The sequence below is a fragment of the Acidimicrobiales bacterium genome (assembly GCA_041394265.1).
Classification (GTDB): domain Bacteria; phylum Actinomycetota; class Acidimicrobiia; order Acidimicrobiales; family SZUA-35; genus JBBQUN01.
This window is the reverse complement of sequence record JAWKIO010000005.1, coordinates 2,141,290-2,162,820: the sequence shown is the minus strand read 5'-3', so window position 1 is coordinate 2,162,820 and position 21,531 is coordinate 2,141,290. Positions and strand designations below refer to the sequence as shown.

At 66.9% G+C, this 21,531-nt stretch carries 25 protein-coding genes; 8 read left to right on the top strand and 17 right to left on the bottom strand.

Annotated features, from left to right (window positions below; genetic code table 11):
• Nucleotides 1-42: 42 nt before the first annotated feature.
• Complete coding sequence (locus tag R2733_10655) at nucleotides 43-1,080, top strand: IS110 family transposase (protein ID MEZ5376961.1); 1,038 nt, start codon at nucleotides 43-45, stop codon at nucleotides 1,078-1,080.
• 399 nt (nucleotides 1,081-1,479) lie between these two features.
• The gene (locus R2733_10650; GenBank protein MEZ5376960.1) at nucleotides 1,480-1,926 is read left to right on the top strand and encodes a mobile mystery protein A; all 447 of its coding nucleotides are present in this window, start codon (nucleotides 1,480-1,482) and stop codon (nucleotides 1,924-1,926) included.
• Here R2733_10650 and R2733_10645 read toward each other — a convergent pair whose 3' ends face one another.
• The 13 genes from R2733_10645 to R2733_10585 all read right to left on the bottom strand — a co-directional run bounded on the left by R2733_10645 (nucleotide 1,927) and on the right by R2733_10585 (nucleotide 12,865).
• Nucleotides 1,927-2,379, bottom strand: coding sequence for a hypothetical protein (locus R2733_10645; protein MEZ5376959.1), 453 nt, complete (start codon nucleotides 2,377-2,379; stop codon nucleotides 1,927-1,929). It abuts the gene before it with no gap.
• Nucleotides 2,380-2,515: 136 nt separating this feature from the next.
• The gene (locus tag R2733_10640; protein ID MEZ5376958.1) at nucleotides 2,516-3,061 is read right to left on the bottom strand and encodes a hypothetical protein; all 546 of its coding nucleotides are present in this window, start codon (nucleotides 3,059-3,061) and stop codon (nucleotides 2,516-2,518) included.
• Between the two features lie 375 nt (nucleotides 3,062-3,436).
• Nucleotides 3,437-3,820: a universal stress protein gene (locus R2733_10635; GenBank protein MEZ5376957.1), complete on the bottom strand. Its 384-nt coding sequence runs from the start codon at nucleotides 3,818-3,820 to the stop codon at nucleotides 3,437-3,439.
• A complete protein-coding gene (locus R2733_10630) occupies nucleotides 3,817-4,434 on the bottom strand; it encodes a V-type ATP synthase subunit D (GenBank protein MEZ5376956.1) in 618 nt (205 codons plus the stop codon). Before R2733_10630 ends, R2733_10635 begins: the two co-directional genes overlap by 4 nt.
• A complete protein-coding gene (locus tag R2733_10625) occupies nucleotides 4,431-5,864 on the bottom strand; it encodes a V-type ATP synthase subunit B (GenBank protein ID MEZ5376955.1) in 1,434 nt (477 codons plus the stop codon). Before R2733_10625 ends, R2733_10630 begins: the two co-directional genes overlap by 4 nt.
• Complete coding sequence (locus R2733_10620; protein MEZ5376954.1) at nucleotides 5,861-7,585, bottom strand: V-type ATP synthase subunit A; 1,725 nt, start codon at nucleotides 7,583-7,585, stop codon at nucleotides 5,861-5,863. The genes R2733_10625 and R2733_10620 overlap by 4 nt, the downstream gene beginning before the upstream one ends.
• Entirely contained in the window at nucleotides 7,582-8,133 is a 552-nt protein-coding gene (locus R2733_10615; protein ID MEZ5376953.1) for a hypothetical protein, read from the bottom strand. The genes R2733_10620 and R2733_10615 overlap by 4 nt, the downstream gene beginning before the upstream one ends.
• Nucleotides 8,130-8,348: a hypothetical protein gene (locus tag R2733_10610; GenBank protein ID MEZ5376952.1), complete on the bottom strand. Its 219-nt coding sequence runs from the start codon at nucleotides 8,346-8,348 to the stop codon at nucleotides 8,130-8,132. The genes R2733_10615 and R2733_10610 overlap by 4 nt, the downstream gene beginning before the upstream one ends.
• A complete protein-coding gene (locus R2733_10605; protein MEZ5376951.1) occupies nucleotides 8,345-8,812 on the bottom strand; it encodes an ATP synthase subunit C in 468 nt (155 codons plus the stop codon). Before R2733_10605 ends, R2733_10610 begins: the two co-directional genes overlap by 4 nt.
• Nucleotides 8,809-10,086, bottom strand: coding sequence for a V-type ATPase 116kDa subunit family protein (locus tag R2733_10600; GenBank protein MEZ5376950.1), 1,278 nt, complete (start codon nucleotides 10,084-10,086; stop codon nucleotides 8,809-8,811). Before R2733_10600 ends, R2733_10605 begins: the two co-directional genes overlap by 4 nt.
• A complete protein-coding gene (locus tag R2733_10595) occupies nucleotides 10,073-10,990 on the bottom strand; it encodes a hypothetical protein (GenBank protein MEZ5376949.1) in 918 nt (305 codons plus the stop codon). The genes R2733_10600 and R2733_10595 overlap by 14 nt, the downstream gene beginning before the upstream one ends.
• Nucleotides 10,987-11,442 carry a hypothetical protein gene (locus R2733_10590; GenBank protein MEZ5376948.1) on the bottom strand — a complete coding sequence of 152 codons (456 nt, stop codon included), beginning with the start codon at nucleotides 11,440-11,442 and terminating at the stop codon, nucleotides 10,987-10,989. The genes R2733_10595 and R2733_10590 overlap by 4 nt, the downstream gene beginning before the upstream one ends.
• A gap of 106 nt (nucleotides 11,443-11,548) precedes the next feature.
• Nucleotides 11,549-12,865 carry a methylated-DNA--[protein]-cysteine S-methyltransferase gene (locus tag R2733_10585; GenBank protein ID MEZ5376947.1) on the bottom strand — a complete coding sequence of 439 codons (1,317 nt, stop codon included), beginning with the start codon at nucleotides 12,863-12,865 and terminating at the stop codon, nucleotides 11,549-11,551.
• Between the two features lie 51 nt (nucleotides 12,866-12,916).
• On the opposite strand from R2733_10585, the gene R2733_10580 reads away from it, so the two are divergent.
• From R2733_10580 to R2733_10570, 3 genes are all read left to right on the top strand, one after another.
• Entirely contained in the window at nucleotides 12,917-14,905 is a 1,989-nt protein-coding gene (locus R2733_10580; GenBank protein ID MEZ5376946.1) for an alpha-amylase family protein, read from the top strand.
• Entirely contained in the window at nucleotides 14,899-15,861 is a 963-nt protein-coding gene (locus R2733_10575) for an AAA family ATPase (GenBank protein MEZ5376945.1), read from the top strand. The genes R2733_10580 and R2733_10575 overlap by 7 nt, the downstream gene beginning before the upstream one ends.
• A gap of 100 nt (nucleotides 15,862-15,961) precedes the next feature.
• Complete coding sequence (locus R2733_10570; protein MEZ5376944.1) at nucleotides 15,962-17,848, top strand: hypothetical protein; 1,887 nt, start codon at nucleotides 15,962-15,964, stop codon at nucleotides 17,846-17,848.
• Here the strand turns inward: R2733_10570 and R2733_10565 are convergent.
• The 4 genes from R2733_10565 to R2733_10550 form a co-directional block, all read right to left on the bottom strand.
• On the bottom strand, nucleotides 17,838-18,350 hold the full coding sequence (locus R2733_10565) for an SRPBCC family protein (protein MEZ5376943.1): 513 nt from the start codon (nucleotides 18,348-18,350) through the stop codon (nucleotides 17,838-17,840). The genes R2733_10570 and R2733_10565 overlap by 11 nt on opposite strands.
• Nucleotides 18,347-18,733: a metalloregulator ArsR/SmtB family transcription factor gene (locus R2733_10560; GenBank protein ID MEZ5376942.1), complete on the bottom strand. Its 387-nt coding sequence runs from the start codon at nucleotides 18,731-18,733 to the stop codon at nucleotides 18,347-18,349. Before R2733_10560 ends, R2733_10565 begins: the two co-directional genes overlap by 4 nt.
• 90 nt (nucleotides 18,734-18,823) lie before the next feature.
• Complete coding sequence (locus R2733_10555; protein ID MEZ5376941.1) at nucleotides 18,824-19,279, bottom strand: hypothetical protein; 456 nt, start codon at nucleotides 19,277-19,279, stop codon at nucleotides 18,824-18,826.
• The gene (locus tag R2733_10550; GenBank protein MEZ5376940.1) at nucleotides 19,276-19,722 is read right to left on the bottom strand and encodes an ATP-dependent zinc protease; all 447 of its coding nucleotides are present in this window, start codon (nucleotides 19,720-19,722) and stop codon (nucleotides 19,276-19,278) included. The genes R2733_10555 and R2733_10550 overlap by 4 nt, the downstream gene beginning before the upstream one ends.
• Before the next feature lie 107 nt (nucleotides 19,723-19,829).
• Here R2733_10550 and R2733_10545 point away from each other — a divergent pair, with 107 nt between their 5' ends.
• Genes R2733_10545 through R2733_10535 form a run of 3 tightly spaced genes read left to right on the top strand, consistent with a single transcriptional unit; the run spans nucleotide 19,830 to nucleotide 21,528 of the window.
• A complete protein-coding gene (locus R2733_10545; protein ID MEZ5376939.1) occupies nucleotides 19,830-20,441 on the top strand; it encodes an orotate phosphoribosyltransferase in 612 nt (203 codons plus the stop codon).
• Complete coding sequence (locus R2733_10540; protein MEZ5376938.1) at nucleotides 20,438-20,914, top strand: YbaK/EbsC family protein; 477 nt, start codon at nucleotides 20,438-20,440, stop codon at nucleotides 20,912-20,914. Before R2733_10545 ends, R2733_10540 begins: the two co-directional genes overlap by 4 nt.
• Nucleotides 20,911-21,528: an RNA methyltransferase gene (locus R2733_10535; GenBank protein MEZ5376937.1), complete on the top strand. Its 618-nt coding sequence runs from the start codon at nucleotides 20,911-20,913 to the stop codon at nucleotides 21,526-21,528. The genes R2733_10540 and R2733_10535 overlap by 4 nt, the downstream gene beginning before the upstream one ends.
• The last annotated feature ends 3 nt before the right edge of the window (nucleotides 21,529-21,531 follow it).

The window sequence follows — 21,531 nt, the reverse complement described above, 5'->3', positions numbered from 1 at the left end:
CGGAACCTCACGTTCCACGTTCAAAGGAGAAACGCAGTGACCATGCTGGCAGAAGTCGTCGACGTCGTCATCGGAGTCGACACCCACAAACACACCAACACCGCCGCTGTCGTTGCGGCATCGACCGGCGCCGTGATCGACAGCATGACCGCCTGCACCGATCTCGGTGGCCATCAGGCACTGCTCGAGTTCGCTGGGAATCACGGTGGCCTGCGGGTCTGGGCGATCGAAGGTGCGAACGGATATGGCGCCGGTCTCGCCCGTTGCCTGGCCGAGCGCGGTGAATGGGTGGTCGAACTCGATCGACCGAAACGAGCCAACCGTCGCCACGGAGCGAAGTCCGACCCGATCGACGCCGTTCGTGCTGCTCGTGAAGCACTCAGCCGTGAGCACCTGAGCGAGCCTCGCTCTGACGGGGAACGCCAAGCGCTCGCAGTTCGGCTGGCTGCCCGCCGCCTCGCTGTCGATAGCAGCACCGATACTCAACGCCAGATCCACGGGCTCGTCGTTGTCGCTCCCGAGCAGCTCCGGTCGAAGCTTCGGGGCAAGACCACGGCGGAGATGCTCAAGATCTGTTCCCGTCTTCGTGTGGATCCACGCTGGGACGTGGCGACACGTGAGACCGCACTCGTGTTGCGTTGTCTCGCCCGCCGGGCGATCAACCTTGCTGAGGAAGCCCGGGAGCATGAACGAGCGATCCTTCACCTCGTCCGCGCCTGGCGCCCAGACTTGTTGGACAACTGTGGTGTCGGCCCGATCGTGGCGGCGACCGTGCTCTGCGCCTGGTCACATCCCGGCCGCGTTCGCTCCGACGCTGCGTTCGCGATGCTTGCCGGCACCGCTCCGATTCCAGCCTCGTCGGGAATGACGATCCGGTATCGGCTGAATCGGTCCGGTGATCGCCGTCTCAACCAGGCCATCCACACCGTCGTCGTTACCCGCATGCGGGTCGATCCCGAGACCAGGGCCTACGTCGAGCGGCGCCGCGCCGAGGGCAAGACCGATCGGGAGATCAAACGTTGCCTCAAGCGATACGTCACGCGACAGCTCTTCCGCCAGCTCGAACATCACACCGCTTGACACGACATAGGAGCGTCCCCTTATCGACGGTCGGCCACTGAGGCCGAGCGGGCGACGCTGACCGAGGCCAGATCCCTGCAGGCAGCAGTCTGATTCATCGGGCTGATCCTCCTCGGCTTGGCAGCCTTCGCCGTCGGAGGCCTCAGGCCTCCGGCGGCCAATCTCTCGACCGCTGAAGGCTACGTGCAAACGGGCGTCCGCTTCCTCGGGCCGATCCTTCTTGCGCAGATCGTCTTGGCCTTTCGAGAGCGGGTTGCGAGATGAGAACTCCCGGTCCGCAGTCTTACTCGGAGCGACCGGCCCTCCGGAACCATCTGAGCTTGAAGTTGTCGAGCTATAGCTAGCGTTGTGAACACCCGACGGCTAGTTAAAGCTAGACAAACAAGAAGGAGGGTGGTCATGGCACGAACACCAGCTCGACGTAGCGCAATGAAGCGCTCACAGGACGGGCTCACCCGCCATCTGGGCCCGCTCGTCGACACCGAGATCCTCGTGCCCCACGCCGGGTGGATACGCGCCACGCGGGACGCACTCGGCCTGAGCGCGTCGGAGCTGGCGCGACGGATGAGCGTTCACCGCTCCCGTATCGGGCAGATCGAGGCCGGAGAGAAGACAGGCTCGATCAGGCTGAGCACGCTCGATCGAGCGGCATCGGCAATGGGGTGCCGATTGGTGTACGCAATCGTCCCCGAAGGCAGCTACCAGGCGGTCATCGATCGACAATCCGAGGCCGATGTCGCCGAACTCGTGAGCCGAGTGCTTCACACCATGGCGCTTGAGGGCCAGGAATTGAGTCCCGAAGCAGCCGAGGAACTTCGGAAGCGCACAGCCGAAGAATGGCGCTAGTCAGCCGCGGGCTGCCGAGACGATCCACCCGTCGACGATGGCCACCGACACCCTCGTTTGATCTCTCGACAGCAGAAGCGCAGTGCACGGCCGGTTGTCCCGTCCGACGAGGTTGAGCCAGTCGCCTTCAGAGTCGGCGAGTCGGGAAGCGACGTCCTCTGCTAGCCCGATGTACTGGTCGGCGCCCTGACCCACATTCTGGTAGCAGCTGAACTCGGTAGCCCTGAGGGCGGCTGCTGCCAGCCCTGCGCGCTGTTCATCGGTGAATCCGATTTGCGCGGCACCGGGCTCGGGGCTGACGGACAGAACGACGCCTTCGCCGGGGGAACCGACCGGAGGGAGGTAGGCCTCGCCTCCTCGGGTGGAAGCCTCTGTGCCGGGCAACCCACCGCAAGAGGTGAGCGTCAACAGGGTGAGAACCCCGACAATTCCACTGCGGAGAGCTGTAGTCACTCAGGCCACCTCATCATCTGATCGATCTGACGCTGTCAGCTTCGGCAGCGCCGGTTCGGCCACGCCAACCGTCGATGATCTTTCTCGAACGGTCGACGCGAGCAGCCCCGGTTGGAACCGCGGCTGCCTCAGCTAGCTAGTCGTCTTCTGCGAAGTCGAGGAGGTCCTCCCGAGCGTTCGCCACGATCCCAGCTTCCAGAGTGACGTAGACGTGGCCGCTACGGTGGAACCACGAGGGTACGGAGCACCAAGCCGAATCTCGGGCGGCCACGAACAAGCTGTCACCACGCTCAACCGCCACGGCCTTCGCTGTCTCTTCGGACAGCCCGATGTAGATGTTGGCGCCGGTGTCTTCTTGGGGGTAGCGGCACCAGTCGCTCGGGAGCAGGATTCCCTCGATCGGAGGGTCCGCCACGGAGGGGTCGGGCGCGATGTAGTCGACTGCGATTAGCTCCTCCCCTTCCCGGGTGGAGTCGCCTTCGAGTTGAACGTCGACCGCTACGCCCGGCGCCGGTGGCGGCCAGGTCAGCACAATCGGTCCAACTCCTTCATTGGCTACGTTCGCCGCCCCGGCCTCCGACGCCACCGCATCAGATCCCGTCTCGGCCTGTTCATGCGGCAGCGCCGAACAACTGGTAGCCACGACCACATTTAGCAGGACCGCCGCAAGGTTCTTGATCACTCGATGCTCCAATCAGCGAAGGCGTTGACGCGGCTGACCGCTTTCCGCAGCATCGGCAACAACTCCCGCAACATTCGGGTGCGATGGCCCGCCAGTGGCAGTGGCAGTCGAACCCCTTGCCGGGGGTCTCGGCCCGAAATCGTGGGAAACTTCGAGCGCCGTCATAGGAACTCAACCCGACAGCGGGCTTGTCCACCCTGGTCACAGGGTTCTGCAACCGACCCACGAATGCGAGCCCTCGAACCCCCTGTTCGGGGGCTCGTCTCGTTTTGCCTCGACCAGGCGACGGCCACATCTCCGGTACCAGAGTGCCGTACACGACACCCCGGAAGAGCAGATGCTGGCGCCAGCTCGGTCTCGGAGGCGACGGGCCGATCAGTGCGGCGGCCCGGGGACGACGAGCACGGGCAGATCGGTGAACTCGAGCAGGTGTTCGGTCTCACTGCCCACGTAGTGCCGTCCCGGTCGGCGGTCGTCGGAGCGGCCCATCACGACGAGGTCCGCATGCCAGTCGTGGGCGATGTCGAGGATCGCCTCGAAGGCTGGGTGGTCATCGCGCAAGGTCGTGACGACATCGACACCGTGCCGTTCCGCCGACTCCTGGACATGGCGAAGCAGCGCAACTCCCTTGGAACCCGCATCGGCGATGGTCACGACGTGAAGCCTTGCAGGCACGGTCTCGGCCAGGCGGATGGCGTACTCGGCGGCCCCGAGGGCGGCGGAGGAATCATCGACGGCGACAACGATGCGCTCGATCACGTCGCTACTCCCGTCTGCTGGCGAGCAGCGAGGCGAACTCGCAGCGCCTGATCTCGGTCCTCCTCGTCGAGATGGATCTCGAGTGCCTGGCGTTCGGCGGCCAGGTCGGGGATCAGCCGGTCCTCGATTGCGCGTCGCCGGCGGCGGGTGGCGACGAGTTCGGATTGCAGCCGCTCCAACGCCGACGACATTGCGGCGTGTTCCGCAGCTGTGCGTAGTGCCTGACGATGCGCCTCGATGGTGGGAGCCATCGCGGCGGTGGTGTACACCGCCGGCGGTTCCGGAAACGTGCACGACACGTCGCTCGGGTACGCGACACCCATCGAGGCTTGCCAGGTCACCGAGACCGCTGCGTTCGCGGATTCGGTGTCGACCACACGGTCCAGCTCGCGACTGCCCCCGAGCATGCGCGTCCGCAGCAGCCACGTCGCGGCATCGGACGATCGCTCACGCCACCGCTGCTCGGTGCGATTGACGTGGCCTGCCAGTCGGACGCACTCTCGTTCGAGCGCAGCCTCCTTTCCACTCAGCAACTCGGCCGCGTGCGTGGCCAGCTGCTCCTGCCGGATCAACCGCAGGCGGGCGGCAGCCGTCGGCGTGGCCGTGCCGCTCATCTCGACCTCCCATCTGGAGACCGGTAGCGAGCGATCTGCTCCTCGCTGACCATCGTGAGTTCGCGTGTCGGCATGATCGAAGCCGTCTTCCACAACCGATCGAGGGTGTCCTCGAGCGAGCGAGACTCGGATCCGCCCTGGGCGATCACGTCGGACTCGAACCGATCGGCGAAGCTCAGATAGCGCTGCTCGGTGATTGACAGCGCCTCGACGCCGATGAGCGAGGCCAGTTCCTCGGCCTGGAGAGCGAGCGACAGCAGCGCCAACACCTGCGCTGCGATCGCGCGATGGTCTTCACGAGTTCGGCCCTCACCCACCCCACGTCGCATGAGCCTCGAGAGTGATGACAGCGCGTCGATCGGCGGCGTCACCCCACGACCGAGCACGTCGGGCGACAGAACGATCTGACCTTCCGTGATGTACCCCGTCAGGTCTGGGACCGGATGTGTGATGTCACCGGCCGGCATCGTCAGGATCGGGACCTCGGTGATCGATCCGGGACGCCCGGTGATACGACCGCAACGCTCGTAGATGCTGGCGAGATCGCTGAACAGATAGCCCGGGTAGCCGCGGCGACTCGGCACTTCGCCGCGCGCTGCCGAGAGTTGGCGCACTGCGTCGCAGTAGCTCGTCATGTCGCTCAAGACGACCAGCACATGGTGGCCGAGCTCGTACGCAAGGTGCTCGGCCACCGTCAGGGCGACCCTCGGTGTGAGGATCCGTTCGATCACCGGATCGTCGGCTGTGTTCAGGAAAAGGCACGCCTGCCGCTTGTGTACTCGATCCTCCAGTCCGCCCACGATGAGGTCGACGTCGGCGTTGGTCAGGCCCATGCCGGCGAAAACAACGCTGAATTGCGCACCCTCGACCCGTGCCTGGGCTGCGATCTGGATGGCCAGCTCGAGATGCGGCAGCCCAGCCTCGGAGAACACGGGGAGCTTCTGACCCCGCACGAGGGTCATCAGGCCATCGATCGCCGAGACACCGGTGAGGACGGGATCGGTGGGCACCGTTCGCTTGGCCGGATTGATCACCGATCCCGCCACCGGCCGGGTGACCGCACCGACGATCGCCGGACCGCCGTCACGGGGAGCGCCCCGACCGTCGCACACCCGCCCGAGCCAGCGGTCGGTGGCTGGCAGCACCGTTGGCGTCCCCGAGAATGAGACGGTCGTCTGCGCAGTGCCGATGCCCTCGGTCCCTTCGTAGACCTCCACGATCGCGAGGTCTCGCTCGACGTCGATCACGACACCATGGCGAATGTCGCCGCCGGGCACGCGCACGTCGACATGGTCGTCCCACCCGACCGGCTCGGTCACCCTCACGAAAAGCAACGGGCCGTCGACCCGAAGGACGTCGTCGACCTCGATCGGCGCCGTCAGCGCGTCGACGAGCCGTTGCTCGGCAGCAACCGTTCGAGGCGTCGTCACGACCTCACCTCCTCGACGGAGCGCAGCACCGTGTCAGCAATTGCCGCAACGCCTGCGACATCATCTGGCGCAACCGCATCCTTCGCCCGCACCAGCGGGCCGAAGTCGAGGCTCTCGATGATGGTCGCCGGGATTCCGCCATCGGCCGCCCGAACCGCGGCGTCGTGCACGTCGAGCACCGCCTGCGCCAGTGCGGCCTGTTTGTAGAGCGAGCAGGACGCGTCGTTGTCGCTCAGGGCGCTCTGCTGCAGCACGGCTTCACGGATCAGTCGCGCCGTGAGCAGTACGACTCGATCATGGGAGGCGAGTGAGGTCAGGCCGACCAGATCGGCCAGGCCTTGGAGTCGACCCGCCTCCTTCAGCACCATCTGCAGTCGTGACCGGCGAACGAGCCAATCGGGGTCGCCGTTGGCAGCGTGCCAGCGCGCCACTCGGTCGACGTCGAGCGAGAACGACGTCTGCCAGCTCACCGCCGGATAGTGACGGGCATAGGCCAACGCCCGGTCGAGTCCCCACACCGCCTGGACGAACCGCTGCGTCGACGCCGCAACCGGTTCGGTGGGGTCGCCACCCGGCGGGGACACCGACGTCACGATCGTCACGGCGCCCTGCCGGCCGCCGAGTGTGGTCACGAAGCCGGCTCGCTGATAGAAGTCGGCCAGCGACGATGCCAGATCGGCCGGGTACCCCTGCTCGGCCGGGATGGCACCGGTTCTGCTGGCCAGCTCGCGCCTCGCTTCGGCCCATCGGGAGGTCGAGTCGGCGATGATCACCGCATGCAGACCCATGTCCCGGTAGAACTCGGCGATGGTCGTCGCCGTGTAGATACTGGCCTCGCGGGCCATGACCGGCATGTTCGAGGTATTGGCCAAGATGATGGTTCGCTCACGCAGGCTTCGACCCGTTCGCGGATCGGTGAGCCCGCTCAACTCGTCCACGAGGTCCGCCAGTTCGTTGCCGCGCTCACCGCAACCGACGTAGACGATGACGTCGGCGTCGCCCCACTTCGCAATCTGTTCCAACAGCATCGTCTTGCCCTCACCAAATCCGCCGATGACCGTGGCACTACTGCCCTTGGCGATCGGTTCCATGGTGTCGAGCACTCGCTGCCCGGTGACGAAGGGCGGCCGATCGACCAGCCGTTCGGCGAACGGTCGGGGGCGCCGGATCGGCCACGAACTGGTCAGCGAGATGGTCCGGCCATCGATCACGGCGACCGGGGCCCGGGAGTTCACGACACCCGCGTCGACGATCGAATCGACCGTTCCACGGAGCCCCGGTGGAACGATCACGAGGTGGTCGAGTCCGGGCGTCGAGGTGGCCACCGAGCCGATTTCGGCGCCGGGACCGACGACGTCGCCGACCGCAACGCTCGGCGTGAACTGGTGCTCGGTCATCCGTTGGTCCGTCAGCGCCCGGGCATCGATGAAGTCGGCGGCATCCGACAAGGGTCGCAGGAGGCCGTCGTAGATCCCGCCGAGCAGGTCGGGGCCAAGTTCGATGTTCAGCGGGTGGCCCGATGCCCACGCCGGAGCGCCGACGGCGAGCCCACCGGTGTACTCATAGAGCTGCGCGACCAGATGGTCGGGTTGCAGCGAGATGACTTCGCCAGGCAGCCGCCGCTCGCCCACCTCGACGAACTCACCGTGCACGGCCCCCTCGAGTCCTTCGAGGTGAACGACCGGACCGTTCACCCGCACCACGTGGCCGACCTCGGTCATTGTCCCACCACCTCCGCCACCTCATCGGCGAGTCGGGTGAGCGCCCGCCGCGCCAGCGCATCCAGCGAGTAGTCGACCCGATGGTGGCCGAGCTCCCCGATCACACCGCCAGCCTCGGTCCGATCGGCTTCGATGCCCGCCTCGGGACCCAGTTGCACCCTGGCCCGCTCCGCCAGTGCTTCGAGCAGTCGCGGGTAGCGCTCGTCCGACCGCATGCTCCTCGCCGCTGACACCGTCTCGTCGACCAGCGCAGCCACGTGCTCGGACCGGCGCACCCGAACAAGGCGATCCGAGCGACTCCGCTCCGCTGCCATCATCTGGTCGAACGCTGCCTGCGATGCACGCTCGCGTCGCTCGACCGCTCGGCGAACGGCGTCATCGGCAGCCGTCTCTTCCTTTCGGATTCGGCTCGCCGCTTCCTCGCGCGCCGCAACGAGAATGGATCGGGTAGCAGCTTCAGCCTCATCGAGCAGCGCCCGGCGAACCGGCGCGAGAGACGCAGCAACCGACTCCAGTTCGGCGGGCGACAGACGGGCGATGGTCGTCATGGCAGAACCACCTGCAGCAGACGAGGGCGTTCGCTCAGCTGGTCGCGCAGTATGTCGGCCGACCACCGGGTCAGGAGTACCAGCCCGACCTCTTCCTCCAGAGCTTCGAACGCCTCGACCAGCTGCGTGGCGCTGTGCGAGCGGACGACCCGCGCTCCAGCGAGGGCGTACCCATCGAGTTCGTGGGACTCGCCGAGCGCAACCACCGTGCTCATAGCTTGCCCAGGATCAGCACGGCCACGATGAGTCCATAGATGGCGATGCCTTCGGCAAGGCCGACCACCACCATCGCCCGGCCGAAGAGGTCGGGTTGCTCGCTCACCGTGGCCAGGGCGGCCGAGCCGGTGTAGGCCACGGCGATGCCGGCGCCGATGGCGGAGGCCGCGACGGCGATCGCTGCGCCCAGGAACGCCGAACCCGAGTCGACTCCCACAGTCGTGTCCGTGCTGGTCTGCGCCGGCACGACCACAGCGACGGACGACGCGCTGGTTGCGGCCTCGGTCGCACCGCTCTGCTCCGAGACCAGGCCGACCATGAGCAGCGTCAACCCCAGCGTGAGCGTCCCCCCGACGACACCGAGCTGCAGCCATCGAAGGATACGAGGAGGCAAGCGCAGCACGAAGGGCGCCACCACGACGAGCGGAAACACGAGGACGAGGGCGAGCAGCCAGGAGTTCATGACGATTCCAATCGTTCGTCGGGAAGATGCCAGGGCGAGAAGGGACGTCCCTGGCCGAGGAAGATCCGAGAGAAGAGCTCGTAGTACTCGAGCCTCAACGCCTGGATGGCACCGACGAGCGCGCCGAGCGCAAAGGCCGCTGCGTTGCCAGCCGTGAACAGCAGCACCGCAGCGGTACCCGATGCGATGCCGCCACGCTGCCAGAGTCCCACGGTGCCATCCCACACGACGCTCGTGATCACCGCATGCGTGAGCCCGAAGGCAGCGAGCCGGGTGAAGGACACCACCGACGAACCGAGACGAAGCACCGTGTCGAAGATTTCGATGACCGCCTGTGCCCATCCCGTCGGACCGGTTCCGGTCTGGGCGACGAGCCCGACGGCGACCAACGCAAGACCGAGACCACCCAGAGCGATTGCGACCGATGAGAGCGCCTGCGGACCGCCCAGCGCCACGGCGAGTTCCGACACCAAACCGAGGAAGACCAGCGCGCCGCCGAGACCCGAGGCGTCGTACATCGCAACGGCGGGGCCCGATTCGCGCCACCGGTTCACCGAGGCGAGCACGAAGGTCACTCCCAGAAGGGCGACGCCGACTGCCAATCCTGCGAGCAGCAGGGTTTCGGGTTCGTCGAGTGGGTGCAGCCACAGTGTGGGCACCAGGTCGGTCGGCCCGAAGCACTCACCGTAGAGCAGCCCGAAGCCGGTCGAGGCCACACCGGCGCCGATGAGAAACGAGGCAAACCCTGACAACGTGGCCAGGCGACCGGACGTCGTTCGGTGCAGGATCACGCCGACGACGGCCAACGCCACGCCGTGGGCGACATCGCCGAACATCATCCCGAACATGAGCATGTAGGAGATCGCAGCGAACATCGTCGGATCGACGTCGCGGTAGGGAATCGTCCCGTACGTCGTGACGAGGGGACGCAGCGACGAATCGATGCCCGCCGGTGCGTGTGCGGTTGGCACGATCGCACCGCGCCGAACCGGGATGGCGGCAACACCGCCACCCAGCGGCGTGAGCATGGTACGCAGCGGTTCCACCTCTGCCCTGGGCATCCAACCCGTCAGGGTCGGGCATCCGCTCATGCTGATGGCCGAAGCCAGCCGCTCGTCGACCGTCGCCACGCCGGGTTGGGACGGGGCACGATCCTCGTCGGGCTCGAAGACGCCGGCAGCGGCAACGGCGGCGAGGACGTCGCCCGCCGTCGACATCGTCGCAACGACCGCCACTCGTGACATGGGGATCGGCGTCACCTCACGCCACGTCATCGAACACCTCCCGCGGCCGACGACCGGCGACCTCGATCGCAGCGTCGACCCGCCAGCGGTCGACCAGCACCAGCACCATGAACGCGGCGACGGCGCTGCGATCGCTGCGAGGGCGAGCCAGCAACTGCTGGGCCTTCAGCGCGAACGCGGCGACGACGCCGAGTTCGGCCTTCCAGAGATCGTCCACCGAGTCGACCGGTGCCAAGGCCCACCCAGCCGAGTCGGGGAGCCGCCGCTGCAGATCCGGCAATGTCGCAGCGTTACGCCACGCCCGGGTCAACAGTCGGTCTTCGTCCTCGCCCGCCGGATGTGCGAGCGTTCGTTCGAAGGCAAGCGTTTCACGAGCCAGGACGACCGCTGCCGCCCCGCGCGCCTCGGGGCCGAACTCGTCGACCTGGCGACTGAGGCGTCGCAACCAGGACAACCACAGACCGACGATGATGGCCGGCGGCTCACCGACCCCGGGGTCACCCCAGCTCGAGTGTCGGAGGACGGTCCGGACCTGCCCGACCGAGGTCGTCGCCGCGATCCGTGGCCAGGCGACCGCCAGTGATCCGAGATCGACGGGAGCGGCGGTCTCGTCTCCAGCAAGACGGTCGAAGTGCTGCTCGACGTTCGAGATCTCGACCGGCCCGGCCATCAACCGGGCGAGGCCGGCGCCGTTGGCGGGGAGCCATCCGGCCACGACTCGGAGATACCAGGCCGTCGTGGCTGCGACGGCACGATGCGCAGCATGGCGATCGGCGTCGAGGGCGAGCGTGTTGCCATAGACCGTCGAAGCGAGAAGGCTCCGAGCCTGCGGCCACGACTCGACATGCGCGATCGCCTGCGCACCGTCGAGGCCGACGAGTCGCGTTGCCAACGAGCGTCCGCGCGTCGTTGCCGCCACCCAACCCACGGTCATCGTCTGCTCCCAGCGCCAGGAGCATCACCAAGGACCAGATGCCAGATCAGCTCGACCGCCTCGGCCGCGAGTACGGGTCGCAGCTGCTCCGCTCGTGCATCGATCGCTTCGAGGTCGCGACGCCGTTGTCGTTCGAGGTCAGAGCGTTCACCCCGTGTGCGGTCCTCGTGCGCCGCATCACTCGTCGCCTCGGCGCGTGCCACTCGGTCAGGAAGTTGCTGACGAATTCGTTGGATGCGGAGGTCTGCGTCGTGCCGAATGGCGGCCGCCTCCGCGGTCGCGGCAGACCGCACCGCTGACGCCTCGGCAACGAAGTCGGCCAGCACCTCGGCGACGAGCGCGAGCTCGGGTCGACTCGCCGGATCCTCGTCGGGTCGCTCGCCTTCGGTCGGAGCACCGGGTGCTCCCGCTGGGCGAATGCGCTCAAGCAGCTCGCTCAGTGCACGTGCCACCAGCTCCTCCTCGCCATCGAGGCAACGCCCTCACGATCCCCGCCGGACATCCACCCCGAGCGACGGCTCGATCAACGCTCGGTCAACGATTCGTCAGGCGACGTGTTCAGAACAGGGAGCGGTCGATGGGGGCGCCCTCGATCTCGAGCAACCGCCGTTTCGTGACCGTGCCGCCGTTGGCCGAGAAGCCCCCGAGCTTGCCGTCGGCGGCGATGACTCGATGGCAGGGCACGATCAGCGGCACCGGGTTCCGCCCCATCGCCCCACCGACGGCCTGAGCTCCTCCGGGCTGGCCTAAGCGCTTCGCCATCGCGCCGTAGGTCATCACATCACCGGGAGGGATCGTTCGGGCCAGTTCCCATGCCGAGCGATCGAACGCCGGCGCGTCGCCGAAGTCGACGAGCAGGTCGTCGAGCGATCGCCGGTTGCCGGCGACGAGGTCGATCATCGCGTCGATGCCCCGCCGTACGAACAGCGGCGGTTGCGCTGCGTCATCGACCCCCACGGCGGCGGCAGCACGGGCCAGGGTGGCGGCATCCGACCGCTCCGGCAGCGCGACGATCGTGATTCGCTGCTCCACCCAGCCGACCCCACAGCGACCGATCGCCGTGTCGAACAGCGCTGCCCCTCGGCCGGATGCATCGACCAGCAGGCCGAGGTCGTCGTCGGCGAGTCCGAGCCCGAATCGCTCGGCCAGCACACGGCCGAGATCATCGGGCGCGACGGGGGTCTCCGTGCGAATACCGTCGGTCTTCTCGTGGAGCGACATACCGGTGAGCGTCAGTCGACCCGTCGGGGTCAGTCGCGACGCGAGCGGCCGTCGGGTGAAGCCCGATGCCTGGGCCGTCTGATGGTGATGGCAACCGGGTGCGAAGTCGTCGAGCGCACGCGGCGTCGGTGAGAAGCGGTACTGCGGGCGTCCGTTGCGGATGAGGTCGAACCATCCGTCTCCAACGGCCTCGATCGTGAACCGGCCGGCACGATCCTGCTGCTCGACGTCGGGCTCGAAGACGAGCGGAGCAACGAAAGAATCACCGAAGCCGACGTCGACGAGGTAGCGACGATCGACATCGACAAGGAGACACAGGTGATCGAAGGCGATCCCGAGGTCGTCACCGTCGAACACCCGCGCCTCGGCCAGCGTGACCTCGTAGCCCAGCGAGGTGAGCAGGGCGGCGAAGGCCGAGTTGAGCTCGTAGCAGAAGCCGCCTCGCCGTCGATGGACGATCTTGTCGAGGATGCGATGCTCATCGAGCTCGATCGCCCGTCCGACGTGAATGTCGAGATTCTCGAACGGCACCCGCTCGAGATGCGCAACGTGGAGCGCACGCAACGACTCGAGTGACGGTGGTACATCGATGGCGACAGCGTCGATTCCGATCCGTTCCAGGTACGCCGATCGGTCGGCGGGCGACAACTGCACAGCCCGACACTACCGGCAGGCGCTGGATCTGTTTCGGGTAGCGTTCAGCCTGTGTTTCCGCCTGTTGACGCGACCAACGAGATCGAAGCAGCACTGCTCGAGCACCTGAGCGCGCTGGCGCCGACCGTTCGAGCGAGATTCCTCACCCGGTACCGGCGATGTGTGATTGACTCGCGTCCGTCGCTCGTCGCGCTCTACGGTGAGGACCGAGCCGACGCCGTGCTCTTCCAGCTCGCTTCGTCGTCGGCTCGCGCCCTCGCCGAACGACCGGGCGACCTCGCGGTGCTCGACGCGTCGCGTGAGGTCGACCCCGAATGGTTCCAGGCACCCGACCGACTGGGCTACGTGGCGTACTGCGAACGGTTCGGGCCGACCATCGCCGACGTCGAGCGACGCGTGCCATACCTGCACTCGCTCGGCGTGACGTACTTCCATCTCATGCAGGTCATCGCGGCCAGGCCCGAACCGAACGACGGCGGGTTCGCCGTCGTCGACTACCGAGACGTGGAGCCCTCGCTCGGCACCCTCGACGATCTGGCCTCGCTCACCGCCGCACTTCGGGCAGTGGACATCTCGCTGTGTGTCGACGTCGTGATGAACCACACTGCACGTGAACATGCGTGGGCCGAGGCGGCGCGAGCCGGCGACGCCGAGAAGCTTGCGTACTACATCACCTACCCGGACCGCACCGAGCCCGACGACTGGGAAGCCACGCTCCCCGAAGTCTTCCCCGAGATCGCACCCGGCAACTTCACCTGGGACGATGACCTCCAACGCTGGGTCTGGACCACGTTCAACACCTACCAGTGGGACCTCGACTATTCGAACCCGGCGGTGCTGGGCGAGATGCTCGACATCGTGTTGTTCCTGGCGAACGCCGGCGTCGAGGTCATGCGGCTCGACGCTGTGGCCTTCACCTGGAAGCGCAAGGGCACCAACTGCCAGAACCAGCCCGAGGCCCATCTCATCGCACAGATCCTGCGTCAGTTCACCAACCTCGCCGCTCCTGGCGTGCTGCTCAAGGCCGAGGCCATCGTCGCCCCCACCGACCTGCTCGGCTACCTCGGTCAGCACGGCGAGCAGGGGGAGCGGGCCGAATGCCACCTGGCCTACCACAACCAGTTGATGGTGCTGATCTGGAGTGCGCTTGCCAGTCGCGACGCTCGTTTGCTGCGCTCGTCGATGGCGGCACTGCCGTCCACACCGGACTCGGCCGGCTGGGCCACCTACGTGCGCTGTCACGACGACATCGGCTGGGCCATCGACGACACCAACGCCGACCGGGCCGGCATCGACGGCACGAGTCACCGGAAGTTCCTTGCCGACTTCTACCGCGGCGACTTCCCGGGGTCGTTTGCCGAGGGTGCCTCGTTCAGTGTCAACGAGGAGACCGGCGACGAACGCACCTGCGGCTCGACCGCATCGCTCGCTGGACTCGAGCGCGCCCTGGCAACGGGCGATGACGACGCCGTGACCGCCGCCATCGAACGCATCGTGCTCGCCTACGGACTGGCGGCTTCATTCGGCATGCCGTTGCTGTACATGGGCGACGAACTCGGCACCCTCAACGATCCGTCCTACCTCGACGATCCGGACCTCGCCGACGACTCCCGATGGATGCAACGCCCGTTCATGGACTGGGACGCCGTCGATCGCTCGAACGAAGCGGGCACCATCGAGCAGCGCATACGGTCCGAGCTGCAGCACCTGTTCGCCGTGAAGGCAGCGACACCGGCCTTGGCCCAGGGCGGCTCCACCTGGATCCTCGACACCGGCGACGACCGGGTGTTCGGTTTCGGTCGCTATCACCGGCGCAACGGGCGGCTGGTCGGTCTCGTCAACGTGTCCGACGACTGGCTGAGCGTCGACCGGTCCCTGCTCGCCGAGGCCGGCTTCCGGGTCGAGCCGCGGGAAACGCTCCGTCAACCAAGGGTTGGGTTCGACACCGATCGAGTCCATCTCGGCCCCCGATCCTTGGCGTGGTTCACCGACGACCTCGCGGACCGGGTCGTGCCCTCGGTAGCGTCGCATCCATGGTGAGGCGACCAGACCAGATTCGCAAGAAGCTGAAGGCGGCAGGCGAGCAGGCCAAGCGCGCCGCCGATCGAAGCATCGAGGAACGCCGCGGGAACATGCCCGTTGGCCGGCCGACCCCACCGCGACCACTCGCCGAGATCCAGGCCGAACTCGACTCACTCGTCGGACTCGACTCGGTCAAGGACCAGGTCAAGACCCTCATCGCGTTCCTCCAGGTGCAGGCGCAGCGCCGTGAGCACGGCTTGTCCGAGGTGCCCACCAGTCAGCACCTGGTCTTCCTCGGCAATCCCGGCACCGGCAAAACCACCGTGGCCCGCCTGATCGCCGAGATGTACGGCTCGATCGGACTCCTCAAACGGGGCCACCTGGTCGAGGTCGACCGGGCCGGGCTCGTCGGCCAGTACGTCGGGCACACGGCGGTCAAGACGAACAAGGCCATCAAGCGCGCGCTCGACGGCGTGTTGTTCATCGACGAGGCCTACGCGCTCTCCCCCGCTGGCCCGAAGACCAACGACTTCGGGGCCGAAGCCATCGAAACTCTCATCAAGCGGATGGAAGACCATCGCGATCGACTCGTCGTGATCGTCGCCGGCTACCCGAAGTTGATGCGAGCCTTCCTCGACTCCAACCCGGGCCTGCGTTCCCGCTTCGCTCGCGAGATCCCGTTCCACGACTACACCACGGCCGAGCTCGTCGCCATCACCGAGAAGGTGGCACGCGACGCCGACTACACCCTGGCGCCCGACGTGCATGCTGCCCTCGATCGCATCTTCGAGCGGGCAATCCGTAGCGATGGGTTCGGCAACGCGCGCTACTCCCGCACCCTGTTCGAACAGGCGATCAACCGGCAGGCGCTCCGCCTCGCCGACATCGGCGACGTGGCGAAACTCGGCCGCAAGGCCCTGTCCACGCTCGAAGCCACCGACTTCGAGACAGCCGCGACGCTCATCAAGAACTGATCGGCCGGGCGTTCTGCCCAACTCGGCGTTGGTGCCTTTGGCCCAACGCGCTCGTCGTTTCGCTCTGTGATGGCATCCAGCGGCTCGTCACGATGACGCCATGCGAATGTGGCGGATGTTCTTCACCGGTGTGCTCCTGACGACCCTCGTGTCGACCCGACCGGCCGCAGCCGAGGTGGCGACACCCCAATCGACCTCCTGGGGGCTGGCCACCGAGGGCCCGACCGACAACATCGACCGATGGGTCGCACTCGGCTGGGCAACCGAAGCGGTCGACGGGATGATGATCGTCGGCGGCAAATTCCTCGACACCACCAACGGCGGCCAGAGCTACCGGCAGCCGTACCTCGCCGCGTTCGACGCCGGCAGCGGCGACTTCCTCACCTGGTGGCGCCCCGACGTGGGCGGCGCCGTCACGGCATTGGAAACCACGCCCGATGGCGGCCTCGTGGTCGGCGGCGAGATGGACGAGTGGGAAGGCGCGACCGTCGGTGCGCTCCAGAAGATCGACCCGGCGACCGGCGAGGTGTGGCCGGGATGGAACACCAGGGTCTACGGCGGCTCGTCGATCATCCGTGACCTGCGCCTGGAGCCCGACGGCTACCTCTACGCCGTTGGATCGTTCACTACCGCCACCGACGGTGGCGCCCCATTCGCGGTGAACGGTGCCGTTCGTATGGACCCGACGACCGGCATCATCGACCGGAACTGGCTGCCCCAGCCGGCCGGGAGCTCCATCTGGGGCGTCAGCGTCAGTCGCACCACCAACGAGGTCTACCTCGCCGGCTGGTTCACGAGCATGAACGGCGCACCCAACACCCGTGGCTTCGCCGGCGTGTCGTCGGTCGATGCATCACTCATCCACGACCGGTCGACGATCCCGTTCAACACCTGTGTCGGCTGCACGAACTATCACCGGCTCTACGACGTGGTGGCCACCGAGTACGGCACGGTGTTCGTCGGCGGCGAACAGCACGGCCTGTTCATCCTCGACGAGAGCGACGACCTCGACATGCAGCTCATGCACTACACCGGCTGCAACCGGGCGGTCACCGCCGACTGCAGTCGCGCCGGCGGCGAATACCAGGAGATCGAACGCATCGGTGACCGGATCTACGCCACCTGCCACTGCTGGGGCGACCACATGACCTCCAACCAAGTGATCTATCACAGCAGCTTTCCCTCCGGCAGCTACACCGGACGGATCAGTGGCATCGCCGCCTACGACCCGTTGAGCGGCCAACGAATCCAATCGTTCGAGCCGTACATGGCCGGGACGGCCGGCGGGTTCGCCATTGCTGGCACCACCGACGGCTGCGTCTGGACGGCGGGCGGCTACACCGCGGTTGGCACACCCGGCAACCAGCTGGCCGGCCGCGACCTGGTCCGACTGTGTGACGAGGCCGGGCCCGGTCCGGCACCGACGCCGAGTCCGACGCCGCCTGCGCCCACCAGCTGCGTGGCGACGGTGGTCGGAACGACGGTGACCATCACCTGGACCACGCCGCCCTTGGCGGAGTCGACGATCGTCCACCGTCAGGTGGGGGTGAATGGCACGTACTCGTGGCGAGCCCGGGTCTCCAGCCCGACGAGCACGTTCACCGAGAACGCTCCCACTGGCGAGATCACCACCTATCAGGTCACGGCCCGCTACCCCGGCCTGTTGTACTCCGAGCCGGTCACCTGTGCACCGCCGATCGACCTCACGGCTCCCGTCGTGGACGACGTGTTGCCGCCGGCCAGCTGCCACGCCACCAACAACGGCACCGCCGCCACCATCACCTGGACCCCCTCCGACAACGCCACCGACTACCGCGTCTACCGCACCATCGACGGCTCACCCAACTACTGGCGAGGCCTCACCACCAACACCAGCTTCGACGACACCCTCCGCACCAGCGGCACCCACACCTACACCGTCCAAGCCCGAGGCATCACCGGCGTCTGGTCCACCTCCACCGAATGCACACCGGCGCTCACGCCGTGAGCCCGGGGCGCCAGACGTCAGCCGAGACGAGGAGCTCGTCGAGCTTCTCGTAGCCGTCCCGCACGCCGCCCTCCATCCCACTGGCGATCATTGCGTCGCGCCCCTCGAAGCTGTCGACCAGTGACGTGGCCACCAGCCGGGTGCGCCCGTCGCCCAGATCCTCCAACGTGAGCCGTTCGAGCGACACGCCGTCAGGGAAGCCGGCAAAGGTGAACGTCTGCACGATCAGCTCGCCCGGGCGAACCTCGTGGAAGCAGCCGTAGAAGTGGTATTCCTCGCCGTCCCGCCGCTGGCTGAACGCCCAGTTTCCGCCGGTGCGACAGTCCCATCGGTCGATGGTGGTCACCAGATCGTGGGGTCCGACCCAGCGGGCGTAGAGGTCGGGATCAGTGTGCGCTCGGAAGACCTTGTCCGGGGTGGCATCGAACTCACGCGTGAGCCGGATCATCGGCAGATCTGCGTCGGCGACGATGGAGGTGTCGGGATGGGTGATCGGATTCATGATGCAGTTCCTTGTGCTCGTTCGTCGTGCAGTGGGTGGCCGTGTGCCTGGTCGCTGTCGATGTCGGCGAGCACGGCGTCGAGACGGCGGTACCGCTCTTCGGCCTGGCGTCGATATCGCTCGATCCACTTGGTCATGAGATCGAAGACCTCCGCTTCGAGATGAGCCGGACGTCGTTGGGCGTCACGCCGTCGAGTGACGAGCCCGGCGTCCTCGAGCACCTTGAGATGCTTCGACACCGCCTGCAGGCTGACGTCGTACGGCTCGGCCAGCTCGTTCACCGTGGCGTCGGCCACCGTGAGGCGAGCCACTATGTCCCGACGAGTCGGATCGGCAAGGGCGGCGAAGATCTTGGAGAGCTCGTCATCACTTTGCGGTGCCATGGGCCTCCCACTACTCAACCGATTGGTTGAGTGAAACGTAGGGTCACGACGAGCCGTTGTCAACCAAAAGGTTGAAGATGTGCGAGGTGTTCAGCGAAGTCCTTCGGCCCGTCGACGGCTCAAGTGGACATGGGCCTTCGCCGCCCCCCACATCAACCCCGGTTCGTGGAGGGCTTCGTCGATATCGGCGAAGGTGGCGGGTGCCAGGTCGTAGAGGTCGTCGGGGAACGTCTGCACGGCGAACGGGTCGCGGTCGACCGGCGACACCTCCAACGCACGCAGGAGTTCGGTGACCGGACCCAGTCCGCGACGAACGAGGTCGAGCGGATTGGCTCGCTGCTCGTCGATGTCGGCCTGCAACAACCGCCGAACCTGATCGAGCACGGTCGGCGCCACAGCATCGACCGTGGCACGGATCTCGTCCGACGATGCGGCGCCGCCCGAGCGGACAGCGATCAGCTGCGCCAGCCAGGGACCGAAATGTTGATCAAGACCGTCGGCCAGCGCGTTCGCAAACTCACCGAGTCGCTGCTCATCGTCGGTCATGTCGGACGCTCGATGACCCGCTTGCCGGTGACGTAGGAACGGGCCGGGTCGATCAAGACCTTCCTCCCCAGACCCTGCCGACCGATCAGCATCCGGAAACCGAGTTCGTCGCGCGACGCCAACGACAGTTCGATCGGCCAGGTGGCGCCGGCCATCTCGATCCGGGTCTTGATGATGATCCGGCTCTGTTGCTGACCGTTGGACGACCGGATCAGGCGACGATCGTGAATGGGGGCCTCACAAGTGATGGTCGGCAGGCGCGAGCGTTGCCGGGGATGGACCTGAAAGCGGACCCACTCGACGCCCTCGGCCTCGAATGGCTGAATGCCGAAGGCGTGGATGGCGGAGGTTCGAGCACCGGTGTCGATCTTGGCCTTCACCGCGTCGATCCCGAGGCCGGGGAGGCCCACCCACTCGCGCCAGCCGATGTGGAGCTTCGCCATAGACCCCGATTGTGCCCCGAACCCGACCGAGTTGCTGGCATCGTCCCTCGTGGCAGCCCACCGTCAACGACAAGGGAGGGCCAAACCCGTCCGCTAGCGTCGATCGGGTGAACCACGTACTCGTGTCGGCCGGAGCCGACAGCACCCCAGAGGCGCGGCGCAGCGCCCTCCTCGAGATCTTGAAGACGAAGGGGCTGCTCGAGCTCGGTGCCCCGGTCCAACTGTCGTCGGGAGCCATGAGCCGCTACTTCCTCGATGGCAAGAAGGCGCTGGCCCAGGGTGCCGATCTCGCCCTCGCCTGCCAGTGTCTGATCGACCTGGCCGACGACGCCGGGATCGAGTTCGATGCCGTCGGCGGTCTCACCCTTGGCGCCGACCAGTTCGCCCACGGCGTGGCGATCGTCGGCAACAAGGAGTGGTTCGTGGTCCGCAAGCAGCCCAAGGGCCGTGGCACCGACAAGTACGTCGAGGGCGCCTCGCTCGATGGCAAGCGTGTCCTGCTGGTCGACGATGTCATCACCACCGGCGGTTCCAGCCTGATCGCCAAGGAACGCATCGACGCCGAGGGGGGCGTGGTGGTCCTGGCGTCGACGCTCGTCGCTCGATCCGACGAGCCGGCAGCCACGTTCGCCGCAGCGGGCGTGACCTTCCTCCCGCTCGCCACGTATGTCGATCTCGGTATTCCTGCCGTCGGGACCGAAGAAGGGGATCCGGCATGACCGAGCTTCCGGCGAGCGCCCAGCGAGTGGCAGCCTACGCTGCCGAGTACGGCACCGCCATCGACGTGATCGAGTATCCCGACGGCACGCGCTCGGCCGACGATGCCGCTGCGGCGGTTGGTTGCTCGGTCGACCAGATCGTCAAGTCGATGATCTTCGACGCCGACGGCGAACTGGTGCTCGCCCTGACCAGCGGGGCAAACATGGTCGACGGCGCCGCGCTGGCTGCGCTGGCGGGTGTGGCGAAGTGCGGCCGGGCCAACGCCGATCAGGTGCGCGAGACCACCAGCTTCGCCATCGGTGGGGTGCCGCCGTTCGGGCACGCCTCGCCCATCCGCACCTGGATCGACCCGCATCTGATGAGCTTCGACCAGGTGTGGGCGGCCGCCGGCACGCCGCGCCATGTGTTCCCGATCGCGCCGAACGAGCTGGTGCGGCTGGCTGGTGCCACGGTCGCCGACTTCGCTCAGTGACCGAACCCGAGGTCGGGGTGGGTCCGCACCCGGAGCCATGGCCCGAGGATGACCACTTCGATCCCGACCTCTTGGCCGAAGGCGATCGTCGCAATGTCATCGACCGCTACCGGTACTGGCGACTCGACGCCATCGTCGCCGACCTCGATCAGCGCCGGCATCCGTTCCACGTGGCGATCGAGAACTGGCAACACGACTTGAACATCGGCACCGTCGTGCGGACAGCCAACGCCTTCCTCGCCAACGAAGTCCACATCGTCGGCAAGAAGCGCTGGAACCGTCGTGGCGCGATGGTGACCGACCGCTATCAACATGTTCGACATCACGCCACGCCGGCCGACCTCGCGGCGTGGGCTGCCGAACATGGCCTGCCGCTCATCGGAATCGACAACTTGCCGGGCTCGACACCGCTCGAGGTCGGCACGCTCCCGGAGGCCTGCGTGCTCGTTTTCGGCCAGGAGGGTCCCGGCCTGTCCGACGTGATCCGGCCGTTCCTCGACCAGACCCGATCGATTGCCCAGTTCGGATCGACGAGGTCGATCAATGCCGGCGTGGCGTCGGGCATCGCCATGCACGCCTGGATCTCCCAACACGCCACGCTGCCCTCGAACTAGGCC

Bases quoted from the DNA above. Each gene is read 5' to 3' on its own strand.
- R2733_10550 (MEZ5376940.1), bottom strand. From the start codon at position 19,722: ATGGCGAAGCTCCACATCGGCTGGCGCGAGTGGGTGGGCCTCCCCGGC.
- R2733_10595 (MEZ5376949.1), bottom strand. From the start codon at position 10,990: ATGACCGTGGGTTGGGTGGCGGCAACGACGCGCGGACGCTCGTTGGCA.
- R2733_10565 (MEZ5376943.1), bottom strand. From the start codon at position 18,350: ATGAATCCGATCACCCATCCCGACACCTCCATCGTCGCCGACGCAGAT.
- R2733_10575 (MEZ5376945.1), top strand. From the start codon at position 14,899: ATGGTGAGGCGACCAGACCAGATTCGCAAGAAGCTGAAGGCGGCAGGC.
- R2733_10600 (MEZ5376950.1), bottom strand. From the start codon at position 10,086: ATGACGTGGCGTGAGGTGACGCCGATCCCCATGTCACGAGTGGCGGTC.
- R2733_10655 (MEZ5376961.1), top strand. From the start codon at position 43: ATGCTGGCAGAAGTCGTCGACGTCGTCATCGGAGTCGACACCCACAAA.
- R2733_10555 (MEZ5376941.1), bottom strand. From the start codon at position 19,279: ATGACCGACGATGAGCAGCGACTCGGTGAGTTTGCGAACGCGCTGGCC.
- R2733_10630 (MEZ5376956.1), bottom strand. From the start codon at position 4,434: ATGAGCGGCACGGCCACGCCGACGGCTGCCGCCCGCCTGCGGTTGATC.
- R2733_10560 (MEZ5376942.1), bottom strand. From the start codon at position 18,733: ATGGCACCGCAAAGTGATGACGAGCTCTCCAAGATCTTCGCCGCCCTT.
- R2733_10540 (MEZ5376938.1), top strand. From the start codon at position 20,438: ATGACCGAGCTTCCGGCGAGCGCCCAGCGAGTGGCAGCCTACGCTGCC.
- R2733_10615 (MEZ5376953.1), bottom strand. From the start codon at position 8,133: ATGACGACCATCGCCCGTCTGTCGCCCGCCGAACTGGAGTCGGTTGCT.
- R2733_10570 (MEZ5376944.1), top strand. From the start codon at position 15,962: ATGCGAATGTGGCGGATGTTCTTCACCGGTGTGCTCCTGACGACCCTC.
- R2733_10650 (MEZ5376960.1), top strand. From the start codon at position 1,480: ATGGCACGAACACCAGCTCGACGTAGCGCAATGAAGCGCTCACAGGAC.
- R2733_10620 (MEZ5376954.1), bottom strand. From the start codon at position 7,585: ATGACCGAGGTCGGCCACGTGGTGCGGGTGAACGGTCCGGTCGTTCAC.
- R2733_10605 (MEZ5376951.1), bottom strand. From the start codon at position 8,812: ATGAACTCCTGGCTGCTCGCCCTCGTCCTCGTGTTTCCGCTCGTCGTG.
- R2733_10610 (MEZ5376952.1), bottom strand. From the start codon at position 8,348: ATGAGCACGGTGGTTGCGCTCGGCGAGTCCCACGAACTCGATGGGTAC.